The 23,948-nt window shown below is 56.8% G+C and carries 21 protein-coding genes; 4 read left to right on the top strand and 17 right to left on the bottom strand.

Translation table 11 applies throughout. The features are described from left to right. The first annotated feature begins 539 nt into the window (after window positions 1-539). A complete protein-coding gene (locus IQ273_RS12795) occupies window positions 540-1,514 on the top strand; it encodes a CIA30 family protein (RefSeq protein ID WP_194023558.1) in 975 nt (324 codons plus the stop codon). A gap of 82 nt (window positions 1,515-1,596) precedes the next feature. Here the strand turns inward: IQ273_RS12795 and IQ273_RS12790 are convergent, their stop codons facing one another. From IQ273_RS12790 to IQ273_RS12770, 5 genes are all read right to left on the bottom strand, one after another. Beyond that, window positions 1,597-2,250 carry a DUF3318 domain-containing protein gene (locus IQ273_RS12790; RefSeq protein WP_194023557.1) on the bottom strand — a complete coding sequence of 218 codons (654 nt, stop codon included), beginning with the start codon at window positions 2,248-2,250 and terminating at the stop codon, window positions 1,597-1,599. A 153-nt stretch (window positions 2,251-2,403) separates the two neighbouring features. Further along, a complete protein-coding gene (gene dusB, locus IQ273_RS12785) occupies window positions 2,404-3,459 on the bottom strand; it encodes a tRNA dihydrouridine synthase DusB (RefSeq protein WP_194023556.1) in 1,056 nt (351 codons plus the stop codon). Window positions 3,460-3,517: 58 nt separating this feature from the next. Beyond that, window positions 3,518-5,524, bottom strand: a complete 2,007-nt coding sequence (locus IQ273_RS12780; RefSeq protein ID WP_194023555.1) for a diguanylate cyclase domain-containing protein — start codon at window positions 5,522-5,524, stop codon at window positions 3,518-3,520. Window positions 5,525-5,782: 258 nt separating this feature from the next. Continuing rightward, a complete protein-coding gene (locus IQ273_RS12775; RefSeq protein ID WP_194023554.1) occupies window positions 5,783-7,270 on the bottom strand; it encodes an adenylate/guanylate cyclase domain-containing protein in 1,488 nt (495 codons plus the stop codon). A gap of 199 nt (window positions 7,271-7,469) precedes the next feature. After that, entirely contained in the window at window positions 7,470-8,555 is a 1,086-nt protein-coding gene (locus IQ273_RS12770; protein WP_194023553.1) for a hypothetical protein, read from the bottom strand. A gap of 338 nt (window positions 8,556-8,893) precedes the next feature. Between IQ273_RS12770 and recJ the strand changes: the two genes are divergently transcribed. Then, on the top strand, window positions 8,894-11,194 hold the full coding sequence (recJ, locus tag IQ273_RS12765; RefSeq protein ID WP_194023552.1) for a single-stranded-DNA-specific exonuclease RecJ: 2,301 nt from the start codon (window positions 8,894-8,896) through the stop codon (window positions 11,192-11,194). A 30-nt stretch (window positions 11,195-11,224) separates the two neighbouring features. Further along, the gene (gene sfsA, locus IQ273_RS12760) at window positions 11,225-11,956 is read left to right on the top strand and encodes a DNA/RNA nuclease SfsA (RefSeq protein ID WP_194023551.1); all 732 of its coding nucleotides are present in this window, start codon (window positions 11,225-11,227) and stop codon (window positions 11,954-11,956) included. A 175-nt stretch (window positions 11,957-12,131) separates the two neighbouring features. Here sfsA and IQ273_RS12755 read toward each other — a convergent pair whose 3' ends face one another. The 8 genes from IQ273_RS12755 to IQ273_RS12720 form a co-directional block, all read right to left on the bottom strand. Beyond that, a complete protein-coding gene (locus IQ273_RS12755) occupies window positions 12,132-12,872 on the bottom strand; it encodes a WecB/TagA/CpsF family glycosyltransferase (RefSeq protein WP_228052932.1) in 741 nt (246 codons plus the stop codon). 176 nt (window positions 12,873-13,048) lie between these two features. Then, window positions 13,049-13,720: a HEAT repeat domain-containing protein gene (locus tag IQ273_RS12750; RefSeq protein WP_194023550.1), complete on the bottom strand. Its 672-nt coding sequence runs from the start codon at window positions 13,718-13,720 to the stop codon at window positions 13,049-13,051. Window positions 13,721-13,823: 103 nt separating this feature from the next. Further along, a complete protein-coding gene (locus IQ273_RS12745; RefSeq protein ID WP_194023549.1) occupies window positions 13,824-14,666 on the bottom strand; it encodes a HEAT repeat domain-containing protein in 843 nt (280 codons plus the stop codon). Window positions 14,667-14,698: 32 nt separating this feature from the next. Beyond that, complete coding sequence (locus tag IQ273_RS12740; RefSeq protein ID WP_194023548.1) at window positions 14,699-14,935, bottom strand: phycobilisome linker polypeptide; 237 nt, start codon at window positions 14,933-14,935, stop codon at window positions 14,699-14,701. Window positions 14,936-15,024: 89 nt separating this feature from the next. Next, window positions 15,025-15,900, bottom strand: coding sequence for a phycobilisome linker polypeptide (locus IQ273_RS12735; protein WP_194023547.1), 876 nt, complete (start codon window positions 15,898-15,900; stop codon window positions 15,025-15,027). Between the two features lie 222 nt (window positions 15,901-16,122). Next, on the bottom strand, window positions 16,123-16,941 hold the full coding sequence (locus tag IQ273_RS12730; protein ID WP_194023546.1) for a phycobilisome linker polypeptide: 819 nt from the start codon (window positions 16,939-16,941) through the stop codon (window positions 16,123-16,125). A 102-nt stretch (window positions 16,942-17,043) separates the two neighbouring features. After that, the gene (gene cpcA / locus IQ273_RS12725) at window positions 17,044-17,532 is read right to left on the bottom strand and encodes a phycocyanin subunit alpha (protein WP_194023545.1); all 489 of its coding nucleotides are present in this window, start codon (window positions 17,530-17,532) and stop codon (window positions 17,044-17,046) included. 110 nt (window positions 17,533-17,642) lie between these two features. After that, window positions 17,643-18,161 carry a phycocyanin subunit beta gene (locus IQ273_RS12720; RefSeq protein ID WP_106868037.1) on the bottom strand — a complete coding sequence of 173 codons (519 nt, stop codon included), beginning with the start codon at window positions 18,159-18,161 and terminating at the stop codon, window positions 17,643-17,645. A gap of 705 nt (window positions 18,162-18,866) precedes the next feature. Between IQ273_RS12720 and IQ273_RS12715 the strand changes: the two genes are divergently transcribed. After that, window positions 18,867-19,454, top strand: a complete 588-nt coding sequence (locus IQ273_RS12715) for a phycobiliprotein lyase (RefSeq protein ID WP_194023544.1) — start codon at window positions 18,867-18,869, stop codon at window positions 19,452-19,454. A gap of 205 nt (window positions 19,455-19,659) precedes the next feature. On the opposite strand, the gene IQ273_RS12710 is transcribed toward IQ273_RS12715, so the two are convergent. From IQ273_RS12710 to IQ273_RS12695, 4 genes are all read right to left on the bottom strand, one after another. After that, on the bottom strand, window positions 19,660-20,844 hold the full coding sequence (locus tag IQ273_RS12710) for a class I SAM-dependent methyltransferase (RefSeq protein ID WP_194023543.1): 1,185 nt from the start codon (window positions 20,842-20,844) through the stop codon (window positions 19,660-19,662). Between the two features lie 3 nt (window positions 20,845-20,847). After that, entirely contained in the window at window positions 20,848-22,977 is a 2,130-nt protein-coding gene (locus IQ273_RS12705) for a thioredoxin domain-containing protein (RefSeq protein WP_194023542.1), read from the bottom strand. A gap of 188 nt (window positions 22,978-23,165) precedes the next feature. After that, window positions 23,166-23,399, bottom strand: a complete 234-nt coding sequence (locus IQ273_RS12700; protein WP_194023559.1) for a hypothetical protein — start codon at window positions 23,397-23,399, stop codon at window positions 23,166-23,168. After that, on the bottom strand, window positions 23,399-23,686 hold the full coding sequence (locus IQ273_RS12695; protein ID WP_194023541.1) for a type II toxin-antitoxin system HigB family toxin: 288 nt from the start codon (window positions 23,684-23,686) through the stop codon (window positions 23,399-23,401). The genes IQ273_RS12700 and IQ273_RS12695 overlap by 1 nt, the downstream gene beginning before the upstream one ends. Window positions 23,687-23,948 lie beyond the last annotated feature (262 nt).

Genomic DNA, 23,948 nt, shown 5'->3' with positions numbered 1-23,948 from the left:
CTGTTGGGGGCAGGGGGCTAATGGGGCAATCTATTGCTGAGCTGGGCTCAACGATAGATAGAGGGTGGCACTCGGGTGCAGCGCCTAATCGTTTGCTTGCTTTCATTAAACTGAAGGCCTGAGGGGCAATCAGGAAGCCTTTGAGTGTTGTTTATATAAGATTGATGCATTGCTCTGGTTAACCCTATAGAAGCTTCAGCCTGGAGGCAGTGTAGAAAGCTGGAGCTGCCAAGCTGAAGTACTTATCGATGTCCAGGCACTCTAGCGATCGCTATAGTGGTCACCAGCACCGGAATCATCGATAAATTCAGCATACCCAGGCCCAATCATTGGGGTGATGAGTAAATTCACAGAAAAATTCCTCTTTCGTTGCAAACTCGCATAGCCGCAGCTCTGTGCCATCCGAGATTTTGCTGTAAGTTATCACTATGGTTTGGAACCCTCTACGGCTATTTAAAACACTGGTTCACTTTGATGTGGCAGGGCCTTTATCTCCAGTAATGAGAGGGTTGTCTGGGCTAGCTAATCCAGGTACCGCAATGACCCAGTCTTTAGACCCCGCTAGTTTGACGCCGACCCCAACACAGCCGGAAGTGTATCTGTTGGGCGGGGCGGCTAATTGGATTGATAGCCTGATTGAACCCTTGGCTTCCCTTGGGTGTAGGGTTGAGGCTACACCGCAAATTTCTGAATCTGCTCATGTAGGGAATGCTGCGCTAGTTGTTTGGTTAGCTGCTAGCCCTGAAGATAGCCCTCAGCCTTGGCTGGAGCGATTGGAGCAAATGCCTGCTTACCAGGAAGCTACCCTAGTCAATTTTCGGCAGCCTGATCCGGCCGTCGCGGCGCTGTGGGGCAGCCTGGACGATGGGGTCATGGGGGGCGTTAGCACCAGCCAGGTGCAGTGGCAGAATGGACTGCGGTTTGTGGGGCAGGTTTCTACGGCCAACAGCGGTGGGTTTGCCTCTATCCGCACTCGCAATATTGAGCCGCCACTAAATTTGGGGCAATGGCAGGGTACAGTGCTCCATGCCCAGGGCGACGGTCAGCGCTACAAGTGGATTTTGCGCGACAGCCCCGGCTGGGATAGCTTGGCCTACTGCCGTTCGTTTGATACCGAGGCCGATCAGCTCAGTGTGGTTAGAACGCCATTTTTGGAGATGGTAGCTACCCGTCGCGCCCGCACGGTGCCAGAGGCTACTTCGCTCAACCCGGCGCAGCTTTACTCGATGCAGCTGATGCTGAGCAAATTTGAGTATGATGGCGAGCTAAACCCAGCTTTTCACGCCGGTTCTTTTGGGTTAACGATGCAGCGTTTGGGGGTTTACCGACAGAGGCCAAAGCCGCTGGTAGTGCTGCCAAAGGAAGGTCCAGAAGTCGCATCACAGTTGACGGCCGCCGGGCTGACGGGAGTGATTCCTCAGGGCTCTGGGTTTGCGGTCATTGGGGCCAGCAGCAAACTGCCGCCGGAGATCAATCCGGCGGCGGTAGAGGCGATATTTCAGGCCGTGAATTAGCCTAAGGGATCGGGTGCCTGCGCTTAAGCCTAGATTTGGGTAATAAACCTAGGTACCCAGTCCTTGATAGCTGTATGGAGTTTTAATAGGCCGATCGCATGTCGCCCCGCTCGGCTCGGGCGCTTTCTTTGGCTTTGGCGGCACTCTTTTTGAGGGCTTCTAGACGCTTGATGTAGCGATCGCGCTGGCGTTTCTTGGGGGTTTGCTCAATCAGGGTTTTGAGAGCGCTGCCCAGGCTCTTGTAAGCGTTGGGCAGGGTGTAGCCAAAGCGGGTGGCAATAGCGATCGCCCGCTCGTCGGCGGTAATGCTCTCTTGCAGGGTCTTTTGGTTGTTGTTGCGCTTATAGAGCCGCCAGCTAGAGAAGCCGCAGAGGCTGAGGGCCAGCATGAGCAGCAGCCCGTCTTGTACCCATAACTCACCTACAGCGCCGCCCAGACCAATGGCCAACGCCGCCATTTCCCAGCCGTCGCGAGGGATGGTGTCATTTTGAATGCGACCCACCTCGTGCCAGAACAGCAGATTGCGCTGATCGAGGGCTAGCTGCTCCCATTTGAGCAGGTCGACCTGAATTTCGACCTGGTCTTTGCCTAGTTCTTCGCAGGTGATCAGCGGTGGGGTAACATCAATCGCCGACTCCACCGTCACCCAGCTTTGAAGCTCGGGGGGCAGTAGGCTTCTCAGACGGCGAAGCTCACCCATATCGGCGCGGGCAGTGGCGGTGGCGTACGAGGTCATGGAGATTACGGGGTCGAAACTGCAAATTAAATTTATTAATAGATCCTACCTTAAAGCCCATTAGTCAAGGGTCGGTTATCCGATGGGTAGAGATTCTTTAGCCGGTGGGCGGTTGAGGCCAGTGCCCAATTCAGGGCAGTTAGATACAAAGCGTTACATTTTGCAGGCTAGGAGCGGGTGGGGGTTGACGGCAGCGATCGCATTTTCTAGCTCAGCGATCGCGCCATCCAGCAGCGTATATCCGGCCTCAACAGTATCGATTTGGCAGAGCCGTTGACGCAGGGGAGCGGCTCCCTCAAAACCTTTGACATACCAGGCCATATGCTTGCGGGCTTGGTGAATGCCCTTCTGCCCCTTGTACTGCCATAGCAAACCCAGGTGCTCGCGGGCGCAGCGCAGTTTATCTCCCACTGTGGGCGCTGGCGGAACGGTGCCGGTCTTGAGAAAAGCGTCGATTTCACCGACTAAAAAGGGATAGCCCAGGGTGCCTCGCGAGCACATGACTCCATCGGCCCCGGTCTGCTCCAGGCAGCGCACCGCCGATTCCACCGAAACAATATCGCCATTGGCAATCACCGGAATGCTCAGTGCCGCTTTGACCAGGGCAATCCATTCCCAACGGGCGGGGCCGTGGTAGCCCTGGCTGCGAGTGCGGCCATGGAGCGTGAGCATTTGCGCCCCGGCGGCTTCCATACGGCGGGCAAATTCGATCGCGTTGATGTGGTCGTCATCCCAGCCAATGCGGGTTTTGACGGTAACAGGCACAGGCACTGCCTCGGCTACAGCCCCCACGATCGCCTCAGCCACCTCGGGCTGACGCAGCAGCGACGAGCCACCCCCTTTTTTGGTGATTTTATTCACCGGGCAGCCCATGTTGATGTCGATGGTTTTGGCCCCTTCGGCCACGGCTTTGCGGGCGGCGGCAGCCATAAAGTCGGGCCGACAGTCAAATAGCTGAATGCTGATCGGCTGCTCGCTGGCGTCAATGTCCATAATCTTTTCGAGCTGCCGGGCGTGGCAGACTCCGGTGGCCTGCACCATTTCGGTGTAGAGCATGGAGGTGGGGGCGTAGCGGCGCACCAGCTGGCGAAAGGCGCGGTCGGTCACGCCTGAGAGGGGCGATTGCAGCACCCGGCTGTGCACGGTTACATAGCCAATGGCTAGAGGCGATCGCAGCCGCTGCTGATTGGCGGGGGACAGGCTAACCATAGATTAAATCAAACATTCCTCAAACGTTTACTCAAAGCGTTGTTAACGCTGCTAACGTCTAGGCTGATTGTATCTCCTCAGACCACAGGCAGTAGCGGTTGCGACCGCTCTCCTTGGCAGCATAGAGGGCCTGGTCAGCCCGTTGAATCAAGGTTTCGGTAGATAGGGTGGGGACAGGTGTGACAACGGCAATGCCGAAGCTGATAGTGACTCGTCCGTACAGGGGCGAAGCTATGTTAGGAATCGCCAGACGAGTTAGATAGGTTTGGGTTTTGGCCGCCAAGGCGATCGCCCCAGCCGAGGTCGTATTGGGCAAAATCAGGGCAAACTCTTCGCCCCCGTAGCGGGCGGCTAAATCGGCGGGGCGCTGAGTCACCTGATTCAGCAGACGGGCCAGCGATCGCAGGCAGTCGTCGCCAGCTAGGTGGCCGTAGGTGTCGTTATAGCCCTTGAAGTTGTCGACATCGGCCAACACCAGGGCTAAGGTGCCTTGTTCTCGCTGTAGCCGCTGCCACTCCTGGTCTAGATAGCGGTCAAACTCGCGGCGGTTGGCAATTTGGGTGAGGCCATCGAGGTGGGCCAGCCGCTGGAGTTCATCGTTAGCGGCCTGAAGCTGCTGGTACAAGGCCGCCTGCTGCAAGGCCTGGCTGAGCTGCAGGGCCACTTCTTCAACCAGACTCAGATCGTTGTGCTCCCAGCGGTTCATGTCGTCGGCAATGCTCAGACGGTCAGATTCGGGGCAGGCCCACAATACTCCCTGTACCTGGTTATCAATGCGAATAGCCGTAGCCAGGTATGTCTTGCCGTCTTGGAGCACGGGCTGGGCCGCATTGGGTCGCATCCGCATTGGGTTAGCCTGGTAGGGCAGAACGACAAGATTGTCATCAAGCATAAGCTGCCGTCGCAGCACCTCGGTAATGTCTAGCGGGGCAACAGGTTCACTCAGGGTTGGAGGCTGCACGGTTACCACAAACGGCGTGGGCAGATTGGCCAGGTTGTGGCGCAGCAGCGTAATGCCACACTGGCGTAGATTAAGGGCTGTGCCCAGGTGCTCTACAGTGCAGGTGAGAATGTGCTGCACATCCAGGCTGGCGCGTATTTCATCCAAAATGTGGTTGAGCAACATCTCCTGGCGGGCCTGGTGACGCACCTGCTCAAACAGGCGGCTCTGCTGAATAGCGATCGCCAGGTGGGCCGATATTTCTTGCAGAAGCTCAATTTCTTGGGTCTGCCACCGCCGAGGCTGATAGCACTGATGCACGATGATTAACCCCCACAGGTAGCGGTTCTGCCCCGGCAGGTTGTGGATGATGGGTGCTACCAAGTTGGCCCGAATGCCAAAGCCCAGCAGCATGTCGCGGTAGCACTGGCTAATATTGCCTAGGGCCTCTACATCATTAATTTGGCCTACTCGTCCCGACCAATATTTAGCCGCATGCTCTAGGTCAAAGCAGGCATCTTCGACCTGGCGGTGCAGCACACTCAGGTGCTGATCGGCCAAGGCTTCGTGGGTGACTAGGCCCCGCCCATTGCGGCGAAACTGATAAATGACGACGCGATCGGCCAGGATTTGCTGCCGTACGTCCTGCACCGCCGTCTGCAAAATGGTGTCTAGATCGAGGGTGTTGTGCAGCCGCTGCAGGCTGGCTTTCAGCAAAGAGGGACGCATTGGCCTGGCGGTAGCGACCTCAATCCAGTGACCGACGCGAGCGGCCACATCTGCTGCCACAAAGGGAGGTTCCAGGTAATCTACACCGCCCGCAGCAAAAGCCTGCTCTCGGCTAGCAGCGTCGTTAAAGGTGCCAGCAAAAACTAACGGTATAGCGGCTGTGGTAGGGTTGGCCTTAAGCTGTTGGCTCAGGTTATAGCCGCTGCTGTCGGCCCCAGCTACCTGCAAAATGATTAGGTCGGGCCATCGCCCTGATTGCTGTGCTGGGGGCAGTACGTCTGCTTCGGTGCGCACCTGCACCTGATAGTTAGCGGCGACTAACATCCGAACCAGAGCTTCTGTCTGGTGGGGGGCGGCTTCTGTAATTAAAACCGTTGCTTGCTGAAGTAGCGTCATTCCTGCAATCCTCTACCGGAGCCTCACCAGGCTCTGACGTGGCTGAATTGAACCCCACCCTGACCTTGGGCAGCTAGCCCAGCCGCCGTCTCTAAAACAAACCAATTATTGAGTAAACCAACAGTGAACGGATACTTCTAATTATTTGGTTTCTCTGACATTATCCTTCCCCCGAGCGTTGTCTACCTCGCACCGAGCCCCAGGACAGGCCACTTGTGTAAACCTTGATTACGCTATCACATGGGCCAGAGACCCTGATTACAGCCGCCCTACCAGCCAGTAAGTCATCATCTGGCCCCGGCCTTTAACCGCCACGTAGCCACGCTGTTCAAACTGAAACTGGTCCTTTAGCCGTTCATACAGCTCTGGGGTCACTTGAATGCGCTGGGCTTCACCGGTCGCTTCCATGCGGCTAGCTATATTGACGGTGTCGCCCCAGAGATCGTAGGCAAACTTGCGGCGACCAATCACTCCGGCGACTACCGAGCCCGTATTGATACCCACTCGAATTTGAAAGGTTTTGCCATCGGGACGCTGAAACTGTTTAATAGCGTCGCAAATGTCGAGGGCAAACTGAGCGATCGCAGCGGCGTGGTCATCGTTAGGGGTAGGCAAGCCCCCCGCCACCATGTAGGCATCACCAATGGTCTTAATTTTTTCTAGGTGGTGAAACTCGGCCAGCTGATCAAACATCGAAAATACTTCGTTGAGCATTTTGACCAGATGGCGCGGCGTCATTTGGCTAGAGGCGGCGGTGAAATCAACTAGGTCGGCAAACAGCACGCTGACCTGATCGAGGCTTTCGGCAATGGTGCGGGCACCACCCTTGAGGCGCTGGGCAATACGGTAGGGCAAAATGTTGACCAGCAGGCGATCGGCCTGCTGCCGCTGCTGGCGCAGTTCAGTCTCCATTTGACGACGTTCGCTAATGTCGTGAACAATACCCTCGTAGTGCAAAAAGGTGCCCAGTTTATCCCACACTTTCCAAATGTCTTCGCTAATCCAAAAGGTGGTGCCGTCTTTGCGAAACACCTCTGATTCAGCGTCGGTGATTTTGTCAAAGCGATCGAGGTAGACCACCAACTCATCGCGGCGCTTGGGCTGAATATAGATCTGGCGGCTGATATCGGCGACGGCAGCCACCATCTCCTGGGCCGATTCGTAGCCGTATAGGCGCGCCATTGAAGGGTTAACGCTGAGCAATTGCCCCTTTGCCGAGGCTTTAAAGATACCTACTGTGGCATTTTCAAAAATGCTGCGGTAGTTTATTTCAGCGGCTGTCAGCGCCTGTTCCATCTGGGTGCGCTCGTGCACTTCTTGGGTGAGTAGGGCGTTTTGCTGGCTAAGTTGCTGCCGCTGCTGGGCCAGCCTCAGCTGGTTTTGCACCCGCACCAGCACCTCCTGCACCGCAAAGGGTTTAGTAATGTAGTCGGCCGCTCCAGCCTGAAAGGCCTTGACTTTGTCGATGGAATCTACCAAAGAGCTCAGCACAATTACCGGAATCTCGGTGGTGAGGGGGTTGCGTTTGAGCTGCTGACACAGAGAGTAGCCATCCATATCGGGCAGCAGCAGATCGAGCAGCACTAGGCTAGGCCGAGACGCCAAAATAGACCCGATCGCCTGCTGGCCACTTTCGGCCACCTGAATTCGGTACCCTTGCTGGCTCAGCAGCCGCTGCAGTAGGCACGATGTCTCAGTATCGTCGTCGACGATGACTAAATCAATGGCGGCGGGGGCATCATCCACAACGCGAAGGCAGGGCAGGCTACATCATTGGTCTAAGCATACGGGTATTGAGCCGAAACGATGCACCGGATCTGTCCCCTCGGCTCTAGGGTAGCGCCATTCATTTACCCGTAGCTGGGTAAAACACCTGACTTTTAAGCACTCTGGCGGCTAGTAGCTGGCTGTGAACCAGCCAGCGCCGGTTCCCTTAACGCCCACCTTAGCGCACCTTAAGGGAACCGCTGCGATCGCGGTAGCCGGTCACTAGCCCCTGGCGAAAGGTTACTTCACCGTCGTTGAAATGAAACACTTCCTCACAATTGGTATCGTTGCGGCTGATGGCGATCGGGGTTTTAGCCTCGGCCCGCAGGACTTCGGTGCGGCTAGACCCCATGGTCCAAAACTGAGGGGTTACCTGGTCAGACGGCAAGACAGGCAGCTGTAGCGAGACCTTAAGGCTACTGTCGGAGTTTAGGTAGCCAATAACCTGACCATTTTCAAACAGCACCGAGCTTTTGCCGTAGTACAGGGTGGTAAAGCGCTCAGAGGTGTACTGCTCTTGGCGGGTGGGTGCGCCCTGGATCTTCACAACATCGGCCTGGGTTGACCCTAGTGTCCAGCTGCCCTGGGCTGCTCCAGCGGAAACCACCGCCGGGCCGTCAGCCAATACCCGCAGGTTGCCGTCGGCGTTATCGTACTGTTTGACGTAGCCGTTGTGCAGTTCGACGAGGCTGTTGCCGTAGCGCAGGGTTTGCTGGCAGGCAGTGTGGTACTGCATGGTTTGAGCAGGAGCCCCCTGAATCGTCATCACCAGATCGCGGTCAGAGCCGAGGGTCCAGTAGTTTTTTTCGGTGGGGGTACGGCTGGGGCGGGTGCCTACGTTGCTCTGGGCGTACTGCAGGTTGCGCTGGTACTCGGCCACTTTTTCCTGGGCCAGGGCCACGTTGGTGTTGGCGTTAGGTACCGATTGCATGTGGGCGATCGCCTGCTGCCAGAGCATAGAAACTTCGGCCCAGTCTTCGCTAAATTCTGCGGTTTGGGTCAGCTCTGCGGCTGCCATCGCTTGCTCGGCCCCCTGACGAAAGGGGTCGGTTTGGGTAGCGGCGGCGGCTCGATTGGGCCAAGACCACGATCGCGCCTGGGGCACCAGCAGAAAAGCGCTGGCGGCTATCCCCAGCCCCACCGATAGCCCCACTGCGCCCCAAGTCAGCCGTTCTCGCAGGGTTTGACCGGGTCGCTTGAGATGGAAGGTATAGAGGGTTTGAGGGTTTTGCCCGTCTAGCTCTGGGTGGCTATGTTTAGTCATAGTAGTTCGTGAGGAGTACACAACCCTAGGGGTAGGCTGCCCAACCAGGGGCTGAGGCAGCGATGGCCTGGGGCTTCCGTTAAGAGTGAACCTGGTAAAAACTGAACCTGGTGGAATTTAGGAACTGTAGAGGCCGACTCAGCCTTAGTACATAACCTAGGACAGATGACTAATATGAATATATTCAGCCAGATGGACGAAATTTTCAGTACTACTCACCCTATCGCAGGATATCGATCTACAATTCCAGGCTTGCTTGATTTTATGGAAGCTTATTTAAACTGCCCGTGTCGGTCAACTCTGAACCACTCTAATATCACTTTTTCTTGACTAAATCTATGGATGCACTACCGCTGCGTTGGCACCTGCCCCCGGCTGACGTTTGCCCCGATCGCTGGGTTGAGGCGGTGGCTCAAGCGCTGCCGGGAACCAGCCGTCAACTGGCTCAGGTGCTGTGGCAGCGGCAGGTGTGCCCACTTGAAGATTTGGCCGGCTGGCTTAACCCAACCCTCTACCAGCCTGCCCCAGCCAGCGCGTTTGGCCCCGATTTGGCGATCGCCGTCACCCGTCTCCAGCAGGCGATCGCCAACCAGGAGAAAGTGGCGATCTGGGGCGACTTTGATGCCGATGGAGTGACCGCTACCGCTGTGCTTTGGGACGGGCTGGGGCAGATGATTGCTAAGGGCGATCGCCTCACGTATTTCATCCCCAACCGCCTGAGCGAATCCCACGGGCTGTCGCGACGAGGCCTTGATCATCTGGCGCAGTGGGGCGCAACCCTGATGGTGACCTGCGACACGGGCAGCACCAACGGGGCTGAAATCGCCTATGCCAACGAACTCGGCATAGAGGTGATTGTCACCGACCACCACACCCTGCCAGCGGTCGATATTGGCGCTCTAGCGCTGATCAATCCCCGCCGTCTGCCGCCGGATCATCCCCTGGCGGCGCTGTCTGGGGTGGCGGTGGCTTACAAGCTGCTGGAGGGACTGTATGAATCGCTCGATGCGCCGCCGCCTCTGCCCCTAGACCACGTGCTAGACCTAGTGGCGATTGGCCTGATTGCCGATCTGGTAGAGCTACGGGGCGACTGTCGCTATCTAGCCCAGGTGGGTCTGGCGCGGCTGCAAACCCAGACCCAATCTCAGCCGCCCTACCCGCGACCGGGGCTAGCGGCGCTGCTGGCGCTATGCAAGCGCACGGGCGATCGCCCCACGGATATTTCTTTTGGGCTGGGGCCGCGCATCAATGCTGTGAGCCGTATCCACGGCGATGCCAGCTTTTGTGTCGAGCTGCTAACCAGCCAGGACGGCCAACGCGCCAAAACCCTGGCCTCTGATGCCGAGCTGGCCAATACCCGCCGCAAAGCCCTCCAGCGCGACCTCTACGAGCAGGTGATGACGCGGGTGGCTCAGGTAGACCTGGCCACTACCCGCTGTCTGGTGCTGGCCGATGAGCAGTGGCCAACAGGTATTTTGGGCCTGGTGGCGGGGCAGGTAGCCCAGGCCCTGGGGCGACCCACCCTGCTGCTGCGCATCGACCCGCCCAGCGAGGCGGGTGGCCCTCGGCTGGCCCGGGGGTCGGCGCGATCGGTCAAAGGGCTCGACCTGTACCAGCTGTTTCAATCTCAGGCGGAGTTGCTCAGCGGCTTTGGCGGGCACCCCTTAGCGGCGGGGCTGACCCTGCCGGTGGAGCACATTGAGGTGCTGGCGGCGGCGCTCAACCGGATGGTGCGCGAGCAGATGGGCGGCGATGGTGTGCCCCAGCCCGTTCTAGAAATAGACCTGACGGTAACAGTAGCCGAGCTAGGTCAGCCCCTTTTTCGCGAACTCAAGGGGCTGGAGCCCTGTGGTATGGGCAACCCTGTCCCGAAGCTGCTAGTTCGCAACGTCTGGTTTCAAAATGCGTTTCACAAACGGCTGCGCGATCGCCACAATAAAGCTGTAGGGTTCATCAAAACCGAATTTGAGCTGTGGGATAACAGTGCTTTGGCCGGGTTTCCGGGCGAGTGGTGGGGCCACTACCGTGATGAACTGCCCCAGGGCCGCTGCGATGTCGTGATCGAGCTGGACTTCAACAGCTACCACGGCTACCACGTCAAATTGGTAGATGTGCGTACCGTACTGAGCGAAACAACCGGGCCAGCCCCGCTGCCAGCCGCGCCAGTTTTAGACTGGCGGCAGATGGTTCCAGCCGAACCAGAAGCCGTGCTGAGGGTAGAACAAGCCCCGGTGCGGTGGAGCGACTGGCAGGCCTGGCAGCGACAGTCGGCGCAGACCGGGTTGCCCCTGGCCCTGACCTTTTCTGCCCAAATCGATGACCTGTCACCAGTCGAAGTATGGCAAGAGCTGGTAGGCCTTGCTAAGTACCTGGCTCGCATGGGGCTTGAGGTGACGCGTTCGCAGCTCAGCGATCGGCTGTGCCTGTCTGCTACCAGCCTGTCCCTCGGCCTAAAAGCTCTAGAGACGGCTGGGTTTGAGATCACTTACCTAGACGATGAGACGATGACCTTTCAGGCTGACCCAGACCCCGTTGCCCCCAAGGCAGAGACAGCGCAGCGATTCTTAGATGTGCTACAAGAGGAGCAGTTTCGCCGCCGCTATTTCGCCCAGGTGCCGGTAACGGCCCTTTCCTGGTAGGGTGGGCAGTGCCCACCTCAAACCCCTGCTATGGTCACTGACTGGTTCTACCCCTTTCCCCCCCTGATCGAAGGGAAGCTGCTAAAGCGCTACAAGCGGTTTTTTGCCGATATTGAGCTAGAAACTGGCGAAATCATTACCGCCCACTGTCCCAACACTGGGCCGATGACGGGAGTTTGTCACCTGGGTGGACGGGTGCTGGTTTCCCATAGCTCCGACCCCAAGCGCAAGCTGGCCTATACCTGGGAGTTGGCCGAAGTGCGCGATACGGTGCCGACCTGGGCCGGGGTGAATACGGCCCTGCCAAATCGAGTCGTGAAGTCACTGCTCGAAGCGCGACAAATTCCAGAACTGGGGGAGTATGCCAACATTCGCCCCGAGGTGCGCTACGGTGGCGACGGCAAAAGCCGGATTGACTTTGTAATTTCTGGGGAAGATAGCGCGATCGCTACCTATATTGAAGTCAAAAACACTACCTGGGCCAAGGGCACCCTGGCTCTTTTTCCGGATACGGTGACCACTCGCGGCCAAAAGCACCTGAGGGAGCTGGCAGCGCTAATTCCTACCGCTCAGTCGGTGATGTTGTACTTCATTAACCGGGGCGACTGCACCGATTTTGCGCCCGGCGACGAGGCTGACCCTACCTACGGGCGGCTGCTACGAGAGGCGATGCTCAAAGGTGTGAAGGTGCTGCCCTGCCGTTTTGACGTCACTCCAGCAGGAATCCGGTATTTGGGATTGGCAAACTTAAGGTTGAACTAAGGAGCGTGGATCAAATAACTTCTAACGGTTGGGATTCTCTTTGAGGGCGAACAACCGTAAAGCCTATAGCTTGGCTACGCCTACGCCCCTACCCAAGAGTTTCACTTTAATAAATCCACATTTCTAAGGCTGTTGAGGTTCAAGGAATTTCTCAAAGCCCGAACCCCAAACCCTGCTAACGGGCCGAATAGGTGAGCGATCGCAGCGCAAAATGCGGCAGCGCCAGCATGCGCCGCCAGCGCCAGGGCTCTTTGTAGAGCCGGTAGAGCCATTCCAGGTGATTGTCGCACATCCACTGAGGGGCGCGAGACTTGATTCCGGCCCAGATGTCAAAGCTGCCGCCGACCCCAATCCAAATGCTATTGGGGCAGAGGTGGCGGTGCTCACGAATCCATAGCTCTTGCCGGGGCACCCCCATACCGACCAAAATAACGCTGGGCTGAAGCTGCTCCAGGTGCTGCAAAAATTCGGGCTGGTCTTCAGGCCCCAGGTAGCCGTGCTGGGTGCCGACGACTTTCAACCCCGCTAGCTGCCGCTGCCAGTAAATGCCAGCGCGATCGGCCACCCCTGGTACGCCGCCGTACATAAAAACGGTTTCCTGCGGAGACAGTCGCTTGAGCACCCCAGAAGCCAGCTCAATGCCCGGTGCCCGCTCAATACGCTGTCCTTTAGTGCGAAAGTACAACACCACCCCGGCCCCATCTGGGATCACCAGTTCGGCATTGAGAATGACCTGGCGCAGGGTCGGGTTTTGGTCGGCCTGCATGGCCATTTCGGCGTTGAGGGTGACCACGTGAGCCCCGTGCCCCTGCCGGTACCGATCGACTAGCCAGCCCGCATAGTCGGCTCGCCAGTGAACGGGTAAACCCATCACCTTCAAAACTTCTGGGGTATTTGACCGATCTGCCAACACCATACGACTCTTCCCGAACCTGCAGTTCTACTCTAAGGCGGCCTAGCATTTGGATTAAAATTCCTGAGCTATGGCGCTAAAAACGTTAACCGCACCCCTGTCGATCCGCAATTAACCATAGAGACCATACCTCGAAATTGAATTAATGTGTTGCATTTCTCAACATCGAAGTACAGGCTTTAACGAGTTGATTCAAGAGTATCTAAGGCTAGGCGAGCGCGGGCCTGCACCGCAGGGGTTTCATCTTGGGCAAAGACGCGCTGTAGGGCGGCGAGAATGAGCGGTTTCTGGCCCGCAGGTTCTACTAAGTCAGCCGCTAGGGTTTGCAGCCCGGCCACCGCTGCGTAGCGCACGACCCATTCAGGGTCGGCGGTGGCGTTGGTTAACACATCTAGTACGTCACTTTGGGCGGTAGCGGCTTGGTCATGGGGCAGCAGTGCCCAGTGGATAGTGCCTAACCCTCGGGCTGCAGCCCGGCGGACGCTGAGGGCGAAGTCGCCTTTAGCTGTCTCTAGCAGCACAGGCAGGGCGCGGGGGTCGCCGATCAGTGCCAGGGCACGAATGGCCCAAGCGCGGGCACCGTAGTTGTAGCCGTCAATCTGTTCGAGCAGGGCGGGCACAGCTGCACTACCTAGGGCGGCTAAGCCATTGACAGCCGCCACTGCTGCGCCAGGGTTGTTGTAGCCCAATACCGTAATTAGGGTGGGAATGGCAGCGACATTTTGAGCGGTAGCTAAGTTGTTGACAGCCACCACCATTGCGCCTTTGGAGTCGGCGGCTTCGATCGCTCGAACTAGCTCTGCTACGGTTGCACCCACGTCTGCTGTCGTTTGGTCTAGAACACTAACCATATTGCCCGATCTCTTGCCCGATTAAATGCTGTAGAGGGTAAGCATAGTCCGCGTGCACCATGCCGGCGGTGATGTGACGAAATCAACCCCTGCTGCTGAGCTTCTACAGCAGCTCATCCATAAGTATTAGCACCTGGCGGGCTTCGGTACTCAGCGTTTGGCTAGGAAAGTCAGACTGGCGCAGGTGCGATTCTAAAACCCCCTGTAGGGCAATCAGCTTGAGGCTGTTTTCGGCTAGAGTGGCCGCGATCGCCCCCGCCGCAGGCAAATACCCGATTGCCCCCAAGTCCATCATCGCCGATCGCCTGAGCTGGAGGTTGGGCTCTTGCAGGCGCTCTACCAGGCGATCGCAGTAGGTGGCATCGCCCGTCAGCTGGTAGAGGGCGCGGGTAGCTGCGTTTTGCACCTGGGCCACCTCGTGCTCTAAAAAGGGCGTAATGTCTTCGACGGCATCGGTCGCGCCCAGGGTGCCCAAAGCTTCTATGACGGCATTGTAGGGCTGCACCAGGTGGGGCTTGCCGGGCACCGCTACGGCGGCAGTAACTCCCCCAGACAGCAAAGTCCTGAGCGTCGGAATGGCCTCACGATCGCCCAGGGACTCTAGCGCCTGGGCCGCTGATTCGCGCACGTAGTAATCGTCGCACTGCAGGCACTGGATTAGGGCGGGGACGACGGTGCGATCGCCCAGTTTTCCCAGCGCCCTGGCCGCATTGCGCCGCAGTGGGTATCCCCCATCGGGGGCGCGATCGCTCTCATCGCCCAGGGCCACCACCAGCGACTCAATCGCCGCAGGCTCGGCTACGCGAAAGCGCCCCAGCCACCAGGCAGCATAGTATCGCAGCCCCGTATCGGCGGTTTGGCGCAGGTTGGCAATAGCCTGCTCTACAGTGAGAGGCTCTCCCTCCGCTATCTCCGCATTAATCAGCGGTTGCGAATCCTGTTTCATACCTTGGTGTGTCTCCAGCGCTGAACCGATAGCTAGTCAGCCACTAGAGGCTGAATGCTAATGATTTTGCCACCCATGCGGGTAATGCGCTGCATTTCTTCGTTCATGCGGCTGTAGGGCACTTTTATAAAGGTGCTGCCGCTTTTGCGAATGGGGTAGTTGTTTTGGTCGGTGTTATCGTTTTGGCGCAGCCCCTCAACTTCGTAGAGAAAGATGCGGTTGCCCGAGGGGGAGGTGGTCTGACTGCCAAAGGCGTTTTGAGCGAGCATAGGAAACTCTCCTGGTCGTTGCGAGATCTCGAGTACGGCAATGGAATCTAACCAGCGCATCTCTAGGGATGCGCTGGTTGGTATCGAGCTTAGAGGCTAGCAGCGGTAACGCTAGTTACCTTGCCACCCATGGCGTTGATCTGCTGCAGCTTAGCCGACAGCTTTTCGTAGGGCACCAGATAGGAGGTATTGATCCGCCGTACCTTGGGGTAGCGAGGCAGATTAGCCCCCATCACCTCAACCCGGTAAACCCGACCGGCGTTAGTGCCATAGGGAGTAGACCCGCCTAGAGCCTTGGCAGGGGTCGTCATTTTGTTTGCCTGAGACGACCAGCCTGCCGCTGCGCTGGTGGGGCTAACAATCGATGACGAGGTGTTGCGGCCCAGTTCACCGGCTAGACGAGACTTTTTACCGCCCGCCTGGGAGGTGTCGCTGGTGGCATAGCCCCGGTACATTTGGAACATGCGGGTAAAGCCCACCGATCGCTGCCCGGCCTGGTAGACAAAGCTGCGGTAGTAGGGCACTACGTTGTCGCCAAAGTTGGCCTGGTACTCTTCGCTGTCGACGAAGGAATCAACGTCGGCGTCGTAGCCCTGGGTTTCGTAGCGATCGAGGTGCTCAACCACTTCGGACTCGTCATAGACGGCGCGGCCCAGCAGGTGTTTGGTGTGCAGCTCGATCACACGGGTCTGAAAGTTGCCGTAAAAGAACTTCTCTTTGTACAGCTCAGACTTGGCCACGGCCCGCACAAAGTCGCGCACGCTGATGTAGCCGTTCTTTAGCAGCGATTCGGCCCCGACCAAGCGCTCAGATTTCATCAGGTAGTCGTTACCCAACAGCTGGCGGTATACGGCCCGAATGACCATTTCGGCGTCTTCGGGAGACCAGTTGGCGCGTAGCTCTACGGGCGAGCTTTCATCGTATGCAGCCGTTCCCAACCGGGATGCTGCCGTTGTAATAGGCACAGGAATATCCTCCTTATCAACACAGTCTTATCAACACGGTGAGCGTGAACTCACTCAACGCAGCAGAATAAAAAAATGGCGGAGTACCGCCAGGCCAATCTAATTTGAAGCCGAGACGATCGCGGACCTAAGCCCCCATCGCCCCCACTTAAATGAGATCGCCACTGCAGCCTTGCCAAAGCAAGACCAAGCACTCCGCCAGAAAGGTATTAAAGCCGTAACCTAGGCCAGGTCGACTTTAGTTACCCGACCGCCAGTGCGGTTAACTTGCTGAAGCTTGCGAGATAGCTGCTCGTAGGGCACCAAAAACTCGGTGTAGATGCGCCGCACCTGAGGGCTACCTGCTACGGCAGCCTGGGTTACCCGAACCCGGTAGAGCTTCTCGCGCTCGCCGCCAGACCCGCCTACAATGGCAGCTCCGGTAGCGCCGCTACCCACGGGTGAGGCAGAGTTTTTAGCAATTTCAGATACCAGCTTGGATCGCATGCCGCTACTTTGGGTGCGATCGCTCGTACCGTAGCCCCGATAGAGCTGAAAGAAGCGGGTAAACCCGACCGTCTTTTGGCTCCGCTGGGTCAGGTGGCCGCGATAGTAGGGCACTACATTGTCCCCAAAGTTGTCGCGGTACTCTTGGGAATCAAGGTAGGAGTTGATTTCCGCTGCGTAGCCGTAGGTGTTATAAAGGTCGGTATGAAAGGCGATTTCGTCCTGGCCGTAGGGCGCCCGGCCCAGCAGGTTCTTGTAGTTCAGCTCAATAAAGCGATTTTGTGGACCGCTCAGGAAAAACTTATCCCGATACAAATCCGATAGGGCCAAAGCCCGTACAAAATCACGAACTGAAACATCTCCCTGCCGGAGCAACGACTCGGCACTGATGTTGCGCTCGCTGGCCATAATGTACTGGTTGCCAAAGATCTGACGGTAAGCAGCGCGAATGACTGCTTCCACATCATCTCCAGCCCAGTTGGGCCGTAGCTCAACTCGCATCGACTCATTGTAGGGCGAAACGCCAAGGCGTCCCGCTGCAGTGGTTACTGCCATGGTTGCCTCCTTGGGCGTATATAGATACAACAATGCCCGGAGTAACAAACAATCGCTAACAAGTTGCTAACAACTGTCTGCCCCTCCGGGCAAATGGCCAACCTAGCTTAGAGCGTTGATGGCGTAGTCGATGTAGGAGTTGGCTTCAACGGCACCGTCGCCAGATAGACCGTGGTTAGCTTTGACGTACTTCAGAGCTTCCACGTACCAGCTAGGAGACAGTTCGAAGGTGCTGTTGATTTCATCTAGGCCAGCAACCAGGTACTCATCCATGGGGCCAGTACCACCAGCGATTAGGCAGTAGGTGACCATCCGCAGGTAGTAGCCGATGTCACGGGCGCACTTGGCTTTGCCGCGCTCGTCAGCAGCGTAGTTAGGCCCCTGCATTTGGGTGGTGTAGGGGAACTTGTTGTACACGGCTTGAGCGGCACCGCTCACCAGAGAATCAGACTTGGTGGTCAGAGCTTTAGCAGCTTCTAGACCAGACTGAGCCTGACGGAAACGGCCAAAGGCGGTTTGCATTTCGGTGCTGCTCAGGAAACGGCCCTGAGAATCAGCAGCAGCCACAGCTTCGGTTAAAGGGGTTTTCATAGCTTTAGGGTTCTCCTTCAGTTGTCTTCACAGCGGATAAATCAAATGAAAAGTATTGCGCAGATGGCCATTGGCCAGTGGGCGCAAACCGGCGAAGCGCTTGGTTAAACCTAAGCAACTGCAGCCGCAGCCAGGTCGAAGTAGCTGCCGATCTCGGAAACGAGAGAGCTGCAATCACCTTGGGTGATGTTGCTGGTGTCGTTAACGATAGCGATCGCGGCACCTTTCATTTTCTCAACGCCAGCAGCTACGGAAGCACCGGGGGTACCCAGAGCAACGTAGGTCTCACGCAGGCCATTCAGGCAGCGATCGTTGAGAACGCTAGCATCGCCAGAGAAGATAGCGTAGGTAACGTAGCGCAGGATGATTTCCATGTCGCGGAGGCAAGCAGCCATGCGACGGTTGGTGTAGGCGTTGCCACCGGGAGCGATTAGCTGGGGTTGCTCGGCGAACAGAGCGCGAGCAGCATCAGAAACGATCTTGGAAGAGTTGCTGGTGATGCGGTTCACGGAGTCCATGCGCTTGTTGCTGTCGGCAACCATGCGCTGCAGAGCATCGATCTGATCGGTGGAGAGGAAGTCGCCTCGTGCGTCGGCTTGGGAAACGACTTTAGTGAATGCGTCAAACATCGACTCAAATCTCCTAATATTTTTGTCGCTGAGTTTGCTTGAAAATGGTCAAATGACCGAGTTAATCATTAGTTCAGCCGGGGCTGTCTAACCAATCTATAGGAAGGATCTTAAAGATCAGCGTGCTCGGTTTTCTCATCTAGTTTACATTTCTTCAAGTTTGTTCAAGCTTCTACATAATCGGCTCAACACACTCGAAAGGAAGGCTGATGAGAATGGAAAGAGGCGGGTCTGTGAGAGATCCGCAACATTCCTTGAAACCGTTGCCTGAATTGGCTTTCGCTAATTCAATTAACCCTCCAGACATGTTTATACACCGCCAGTGTGTCTTTATTTTTTACAAGTTGTTAAGGAAAAGCGGCCCCCGCCGCAGGGGCAAAGCGAAAGAATTCAACCATTCTGGGCACTCTAGCTACCTCGCGTGACGTCCTAAGTCTTCTCAGGTAACGTAACATTACGCAACAATAGGCTGAGATTGAGTTGGGTAGGCAATGGTGCTGATATTGCCTTAACTAGGGCGTTAGACCCACTTTCTAGGGCGATCGCCCTAGCCGCAGTCAGTTATCTCAGAAATTAGCTGCATTCACCCCAGGGACAGCGCTATGATCCATAAAGGCCAGTGTGACCCAGTGTTTGCCATCCAGTGCTTGCCATACTGAGTCCATACATTTCTGAGAACGCTAGTAAGTAATAGAAACCTGCCCCATGGACGTAATGGACTTTTTCCGTATGAGTGCGGGCCAGTGGAACTCCCAGCGCACCACTCACCACCTGCCCTTTCGCCGGGCCGAACTAGGGGGCTCTACGATTTCGGTAGAGGCTCTGGATGTGGGGCACCCCAGCGTGGTGGAAATTTGCCAGCTTCATGATGTAGACCCCGCCAGTGCGGTAGGAGGGGCTTATGTAACCTGGCACGGGGCCATGGCCTGGGACAAAGACGACGAAAACCACGAAGGCAGCACGGTGTTTGCCCTCGTGCCCGATATTGATGACCCCAGTCGGGGGCAGCTCTTGCGCGAGCGGGGTTACGCCGAAATTGTGCCTGTGATTGGTCGCTACGAAATCGACGGCGAGGGCGGGCTACTGCTGATTACTGAGTATGAAACCATGAGCTCAGTCGAACGGTTTTGGTTTGCTAACCCCAACCTGCGGCTGCGCACCAGCGTGGTAAAGCGGTTTGGCGGATTTAGCACGGCGTCGTTTTGTGCCGAGTCGCGTCTGGCTGAGGCTGCCGCTGAGGCGACGGACACTAAAGAGCAAGAGCTAGTTCCTGTCTCAGCCTTTGGTTGGTGAATGGCAGGCAGTCTCAAACGCCTCTCTGGCAAGATTGCTGATTTAGCCCTGAACTAATAGTTTGCCTGCGCCTGTGACTTAGCTTCCCGATGGGTTCGGGGGGATTTTTTAGCTGTAGGTGTGGCATAGGACTGGCTACGATCGCCGACTCTATCCTTAGCGGCTTGAGTTGGCGGCTTTACCTTGCGGACTGGGCAGATCAGGATTACATCAGTGGCGGAATAGTTAGTCCTTTCAACGTTTTTGCCTCGGTAGAAAGTCTTTTACCCTGTACCAGCACCACAAAATTTCCTAGACCCATGGGGTTAATTAACTGGTGCAGCCGATCGCGCCGCTGAATGGCGAGGTTAACGGTGGTCGGGTCGCTGGCCTGAATTTGACCCAGGGCGGCGAGGCGATCGCCCAACCCCAGCGCCATTAAAAACATGCCCTGCTGCGTTGCCCCCAGCGTTTCTAGCCCACAGTGCTCACCCTGGCGTTCTAGTGCCGTGAAGTTGACGTGGGCGGTAATGTCTTGGTGGCCCAGGTGGCTGTAGGGGTTGTCGTGGTGGGCGTGCTGGTAGTAGCACTGCAGCGTGCCCTGGTTGCGAGCGCGACTGTAGTAGCGGCTGGCCGGGTAGCCGTAGTCGACGGTGAGCACGTAGCCGCGATGCAGTTTGGCCGCAACGGTTTTCATCCAGTCGAGAGCGGCCAGGTGAACTTCGGTGCGGTAGCCAGGAGCATACTGAGGGTCGCTTAGATCGATACCGACAAAGGCGAAGTAGTCGGCTAAACGCGGGGTGGAGGGGGCATCCACGACTTCTCGCACCGGTGAACCTGGGTTGTCAGCCAGGGTGACATAGACTTCCTGCAAACCCGATTCCGCGATCGCCACCTGATGCACGGGCAGGGCATCGACCAGTTCATTCGAAAAAAGACAGCCGGTAATGCTGTCGTCCGGGAGGGTGTCTAGATCTACCCAGGCGACTCGTCCAGCCCAGGGCGACAGACGATCGGCTTGGATGGCCCGCATTCGGTTAGATTTCTCGGCGATTTGGTAATTCAGGGCAGCAAAGCAGTCGGGAAAGTGATTCTGCAAGCTGCTCAGCACATCGGCGGCAATCAATCCCTGGCCAGCGCCCATTTCTACTAAGACAAAGGGATGAGGACGTTCCAGGTGCGCCCACATCTCGGCAAACTGGGTCGCCAGTAATTCGCCAAAATCGTGGCCCAGGTGGGCGGAGGTAACAAAGTCACCCTCAAAACCGAGAATGGCATCTTTGCTGCTGTAGTAGCCCCCCTGGGGATGGTAAAGAGCCAGCTCCATGAACTCGGCAAAGGAAATGCGGCCCTGGGGCGACTGGTGAATGCGATCGCGCAGAACCTCGTACAGTACTGGGTTGTGGGGCATAAATTAGCGGCGGGTTTGGTGCAACTGCTGCCTTAGTTTATCGGTAGACTCTGCTACGGCCAGGCATTTAGTGCCTCGACACACCATGCCCACGGCCCTAGGCGGCAGGTCGTGGGCTACAGAAAAGACCGTTGTAGGCCAGTACTCAGTCGCTAGTTCAGGGATGATAGCCGCCGTTGCCTTGACCACGGTGCCGTTGGTAAACCAGTTGAGGCCGTCAAACAGGCTGGGGCAGGCGCGGGGAATTTGCTGCATCACGGTGCCAAAGGCCTGTAGGGCGCGATCGGCGCGATCTAGATGAGCCAGATCGTCGGTGAGTAAGGCTAGGCGAACCAGGTTGGCGATCGCCACTCCATTCGCTGCCGGCGTTGCGCTGTCTTGATAAGGCCGCTCCTGCACTAGCAGATCTTCGTCAGCGGCGGTGCTGAGGTACCCACCCTGGTCATCGCTCCACAGCCGATGGTCAAACTCCTGCTGGGTTGAGAGCGCCAGCGATATCCAGTCGGTTCCGGTGGGTGAGTCAGCCATTGCGTCTGGAGACTGGCTAGGGGCGATCGCTAGCCCCGCCTGGTGCAAATCTAGAAATGCCTTGATCAGCAGGGCATAGTCTTCGGCCTGGGCCAATACCTGAGGCACGCCGTCGTAACCCAGACGGTACATGTGGCTGCCCACCCACTGATGCTGGCGAATATAGTCAGCCGCCTTCGTAGCGGTCACCAGATATTCGGGCTTTTGTAAAACCATAGCCGCCTTAGCCAGCCCCGAAATCATCAAGCTGTTCCAGGCCACAATCAGCTTGGTATCGGTGACAGGAGGGATACGGCCCGGCCAGGGCTGGGTTTTGGCAGCCTGACTGTCGGGAGCGGGAGGAAAGATGGCTAGCTCTGCCGCTGGAGTGCCGTAGCGCAGGGTAAACAGCTTGTCTAGCGCTGCCTCTACTTCGGGAGAGAGGGGAGCGGAGTGCGTTGCCCCTTCAGGGCTGGTCATAGACCGTCGCTGCAACACAATTTGCCCCTCAAAGTTTCCCTCTGGCGCAAGAGTAAAAGCTTCGGCCAGCGCTTGTCGCTGTTCAGCCGTCAGAGCAGACTCCACAAGGGTATAGGGCCAGGCGTAGAACGCGCCTTCCTCGGGCTCGGTGTCGTGGCGGGTGACAAAGCTATCGGCATCTTGAGCGGCATAGAAATAGCCCCCCGAGCCGTTATCAGAGTCGCTACCAGGAGCCGTCATTTCGCGCTTGAGCCAGGTATGGGTGAGCGCGATCGCCCGTTCAAAGGCAGGCTCCCGCTGCCCGCTGGCCCACAGATTGGCCAAATACTCAACGATCATGCCGTTGTCGTAGAGCATCTTTTCAAAGTGAGGCACCGTCCAGGTGGGGTCAACGGTGTAGCGGTGAAAGCCGCCGCCCACGTGGTCGTAAATGCCGCCCAAGGCCATATTCCTTCCCCGCTGGCCGCAGATGTGAGCAACGTCCAATTCCAGGTCAAGCCGCAGTCCGCCCAGTACAGCCGCCGCATAGGGAATCATTGGAAAGCAGGTGCCCTGCCCCGACGGAATCAAGATTTTGGCATTGGTTCCTAGCCCTGCATAGAGCAGATCTGTGGCTGGAATGGCCGAGGCATCAGGCAGTTGTGCCCCCTGATGCAGGTTCCCCATGACTGCTTCAGTGATCTCGCCCAGGCGGGCTTTCTCGGTGTCGTAAAACTGGCGTAGGGCCGTGAGCACCTGCAAAAAGCCGGGCCGCCCGTACTTTGGCTCGGTTGGAAAGTAGGTACCGCCATAGAAGGGCACCCGCGTTTCGGGATGTAGCACCACGTTTAGCGGCCAGCCGCCTTGCCCAATCAGCATTTGCAGCGCCTGCATGTAGATGCTGTCGATGTCGGGCCGCTCTTCGCGATCGACCTTGATGGGAATGAAATTGGCGTTCATATAGGCTGCGATCGCCTCATCCGAAAACGCCTCGCCCTCCATCACCGTGCACCAGTGACAGCTCGAATACCCAATCGACAAAAAAATTGGTTTGTCATCCTGCCGCGCCCGCTCCAGCGCCTCATTGCACCAGGGCCACCAGTCAATCGGGTTTTCGGCATGCTTCCGCAGATACAAACTGGGCGAATCTGCTAGGCGATTAGTCATAACCACTAGGCGGGTAAGGGCATGATCACCCTACCATGAGGGATGTTTAGGGGTTTACAGTCTAGGGTTTGAAATTGCGGAGCTTCAGCAAAGTCTTTCCATAACCTAAGCAACTTGTGGGATAGCCGTAATAACTTGTGCGATACGTCTGCCTAATCAATATCAATTTAGACTACATGCCCACACCGCTAGGTAACCTGTTCTAAAACAGGAACGTACTTTGTTTCATAGCTTTCAATCAAGGCACCAATAACGTCCATCATTGAAGCAAGTGGATGTTCTTCGTCTTCGCCTACCTGATCAATGAGGCTATCTAGTAAAGCAACTAACCGCTCATATTGTTCATCGGAGTGGGGAACGTATACTGTATTAGCGACCGGTTGCCAGGCAGCAATAGCTTGATCGAGATTAATACTCTGCATCATTCTTTCCATCTCCCTTCGTCGTATTCTGCGTGGGTCAATATAGCTCGGATGTAAACTTTGCTTCGGTTGTAGTGAATAGCTGCAATTAGCCGGGCTTTGTTGCCTCCAATATTAAAAACAGTCAATTTGCCGACTTGCTCAGCAGACGGAATGAGATGCCGGAGTTCAGCGAAATTAGAGAAGTTGTTCTCTTTGACGATCCTGTACCACTGAGCCAGGTCCCTGCGTGTATTTGGATGCAGTGCAGCAAACTCGTTGAGCCGCTTACGCGCAATCACATGCATGCCAAGTTATCTGCGTCTCCTTCTAACGAGCATTGTTTCTACTATGACATTTGCGGCAAGGTAAGTAGGGAGTTTGAATTAAACGTAAGATGGGAGGGTTAACTAGAAAGCCCCCTTATGCCCGCCCCATTGCGTATCATTTTGACCGAGGAGGAAGACCGTACCTTAAGTGAACTGCGGCAAGCTCAGACAGTTCCTTATCGGACCCGTGACCGTGCGCATATGCTGCGCTTGAATGCTCAAGGGCTGAACGTGCCTGCTA

It is taken from the genome of Nodosilinea sp. LEGE 07298 (assembly GCF_015207265.1).
Lineage (GTDB): Bacteria > Cyanobacteriota > Cyanobacteriia > Phormidesmidales > Phormidesmidaceae > Nodosilinea.
This window is presented reverse-complemented; position numbering and strand designations above follow the sequence as displayed.

Bases quoted from the DNA above. Each gene is read 5' to 3' on its own strand.
- sfsA (WP_194023551.1), top strand. From the start codon at position 11,225: ATGGTCACTGACTGGTTCTACCCCTTTCCCCCCCTGATCGAAGGGAAG.
- IQ273_RS12700 (WP_194023559.1), bottom strand. From the start codon at position 23,399: ATGCAGAGTATTAATCTCGATCAAGCTATTGCTGCCTGGCAACCGGTC.
- cpcA (WP_194023545.1), bottom strand. From the start codon at position 17,532: ATGAAAACCCCTTTAACCGAAGCTGTGGCTGCTGCTGATTCTCAGGGC.
- IQ273_RS12705 (WP_194023542.1), bottom strand. From the start codon at position 22,977: ATGACTAATCGCCTAGCAGATTCGCCCAGTTTGTATCTGCGGAAGCAT.
- IQ273_RS12780 (WP_194023555.1), bottom strand. From the start codon at position 5,524: ATGACGCTACTTCAGCAAGCAACGGTTTTAATTACAGAAGCCGCCCCC.
- dusB (WP_194023556.1), bottom strand. From the start codon at position 3,459: ATGGTTAGCCTGTCCCCCGCCAATCAGCAGCGGCTGCGATCGCCTCTA.
- IQ273_RS12745 (WP_194023549.1), bottom strand. From the start codon at position 14,666: ATGAAACAGGATTCGCAACCGCTGATTAATGCGGAGATAGCGGAGGGA.
- IQ273_RS12755 (WP_228052932.1), bottom strand. From the start codon at position 12,872: ATGGTGTTGGCAGATCGGTCAAATACCCCAGAAGTTTTGAAGGTGATG.
- IQ273_RS12795 (WP_194023558.1), top strand. From the start codon at position 540: ATGACCCAGTCTTTAGACCCCGCTAGTTTGACGCCGACCCCAACACAG.
- IQ273_RS12740 (WP_194023548.1), bottom strand. From the start codon at position 14,935: ATGCTCGCTCAAAACGCCTTTGGCAGTCAGACCACCTCCCCCTCGGGC.
- IQ273_RS12715 (WP_194023544.1), top strand. From the start codon at position 18,867: ATGGACGTAATGGACTTTTTCCGTATGAGTGCGGGCCAGTGGAACTCC.
- IQ273_RS12720 (WP_106868037.1), bottom strand. From the start codon at position 18,161: ATGTTTGACGCATTCACTAAAGTCGTTTCCCAAGCCGACGCACGAGGC.
- IQ273_RS12710 (WP_194023543.1), bottom strand. From the start codon at position 20,844: ATGCCCCACAACCCAGTACTGTACGAGGTTCTGCGCGATCGCATTCAC.
- recJ (WP_194023552.1), top strand. From the start codon at position 8,894: ATGGATGCACTACCGCTGCGTTGGCACCTGCCCCCGGCTGACGTTTGC.
- IQ273_RS12695 (WP_194023541.1), bottom strand. From the start codon at position 23,686: ATGCATGTGATTGCGCGTAAGCGGCTCAACGAGTTTGCTGCACTGCAT.
- IQ273_RS12790 (WP_194023557.1), bottom strand. From the start codon at position 2,250: ATGACCTCGTACGCCACCGCCACTGCCCGCGCCGATATGGGTGAGCTT.
- IQ273_RS12770 (WP_194023553.1), bottom strand. From the start codon at position 8,555: ATGACTAAACATAGCCACCCAGAGCTAGACGGGCAAAACCCTCAAACC.
- IQ273_RS12750 (WP_194023550.1), bottom strand. From the start codon at position 13,720: ATGGTTAGTGTTCTAGACCAAACGACAGCAGACGTGGGTGCAACCGTA.
- IQ273_RS12730 (WP_194023546.1), bottom strand. From the start codon at position 16,941: ATGGCAGTAACCACTGCAGCGGGACGCCTTGGCGTTTCGCCCTACAAT.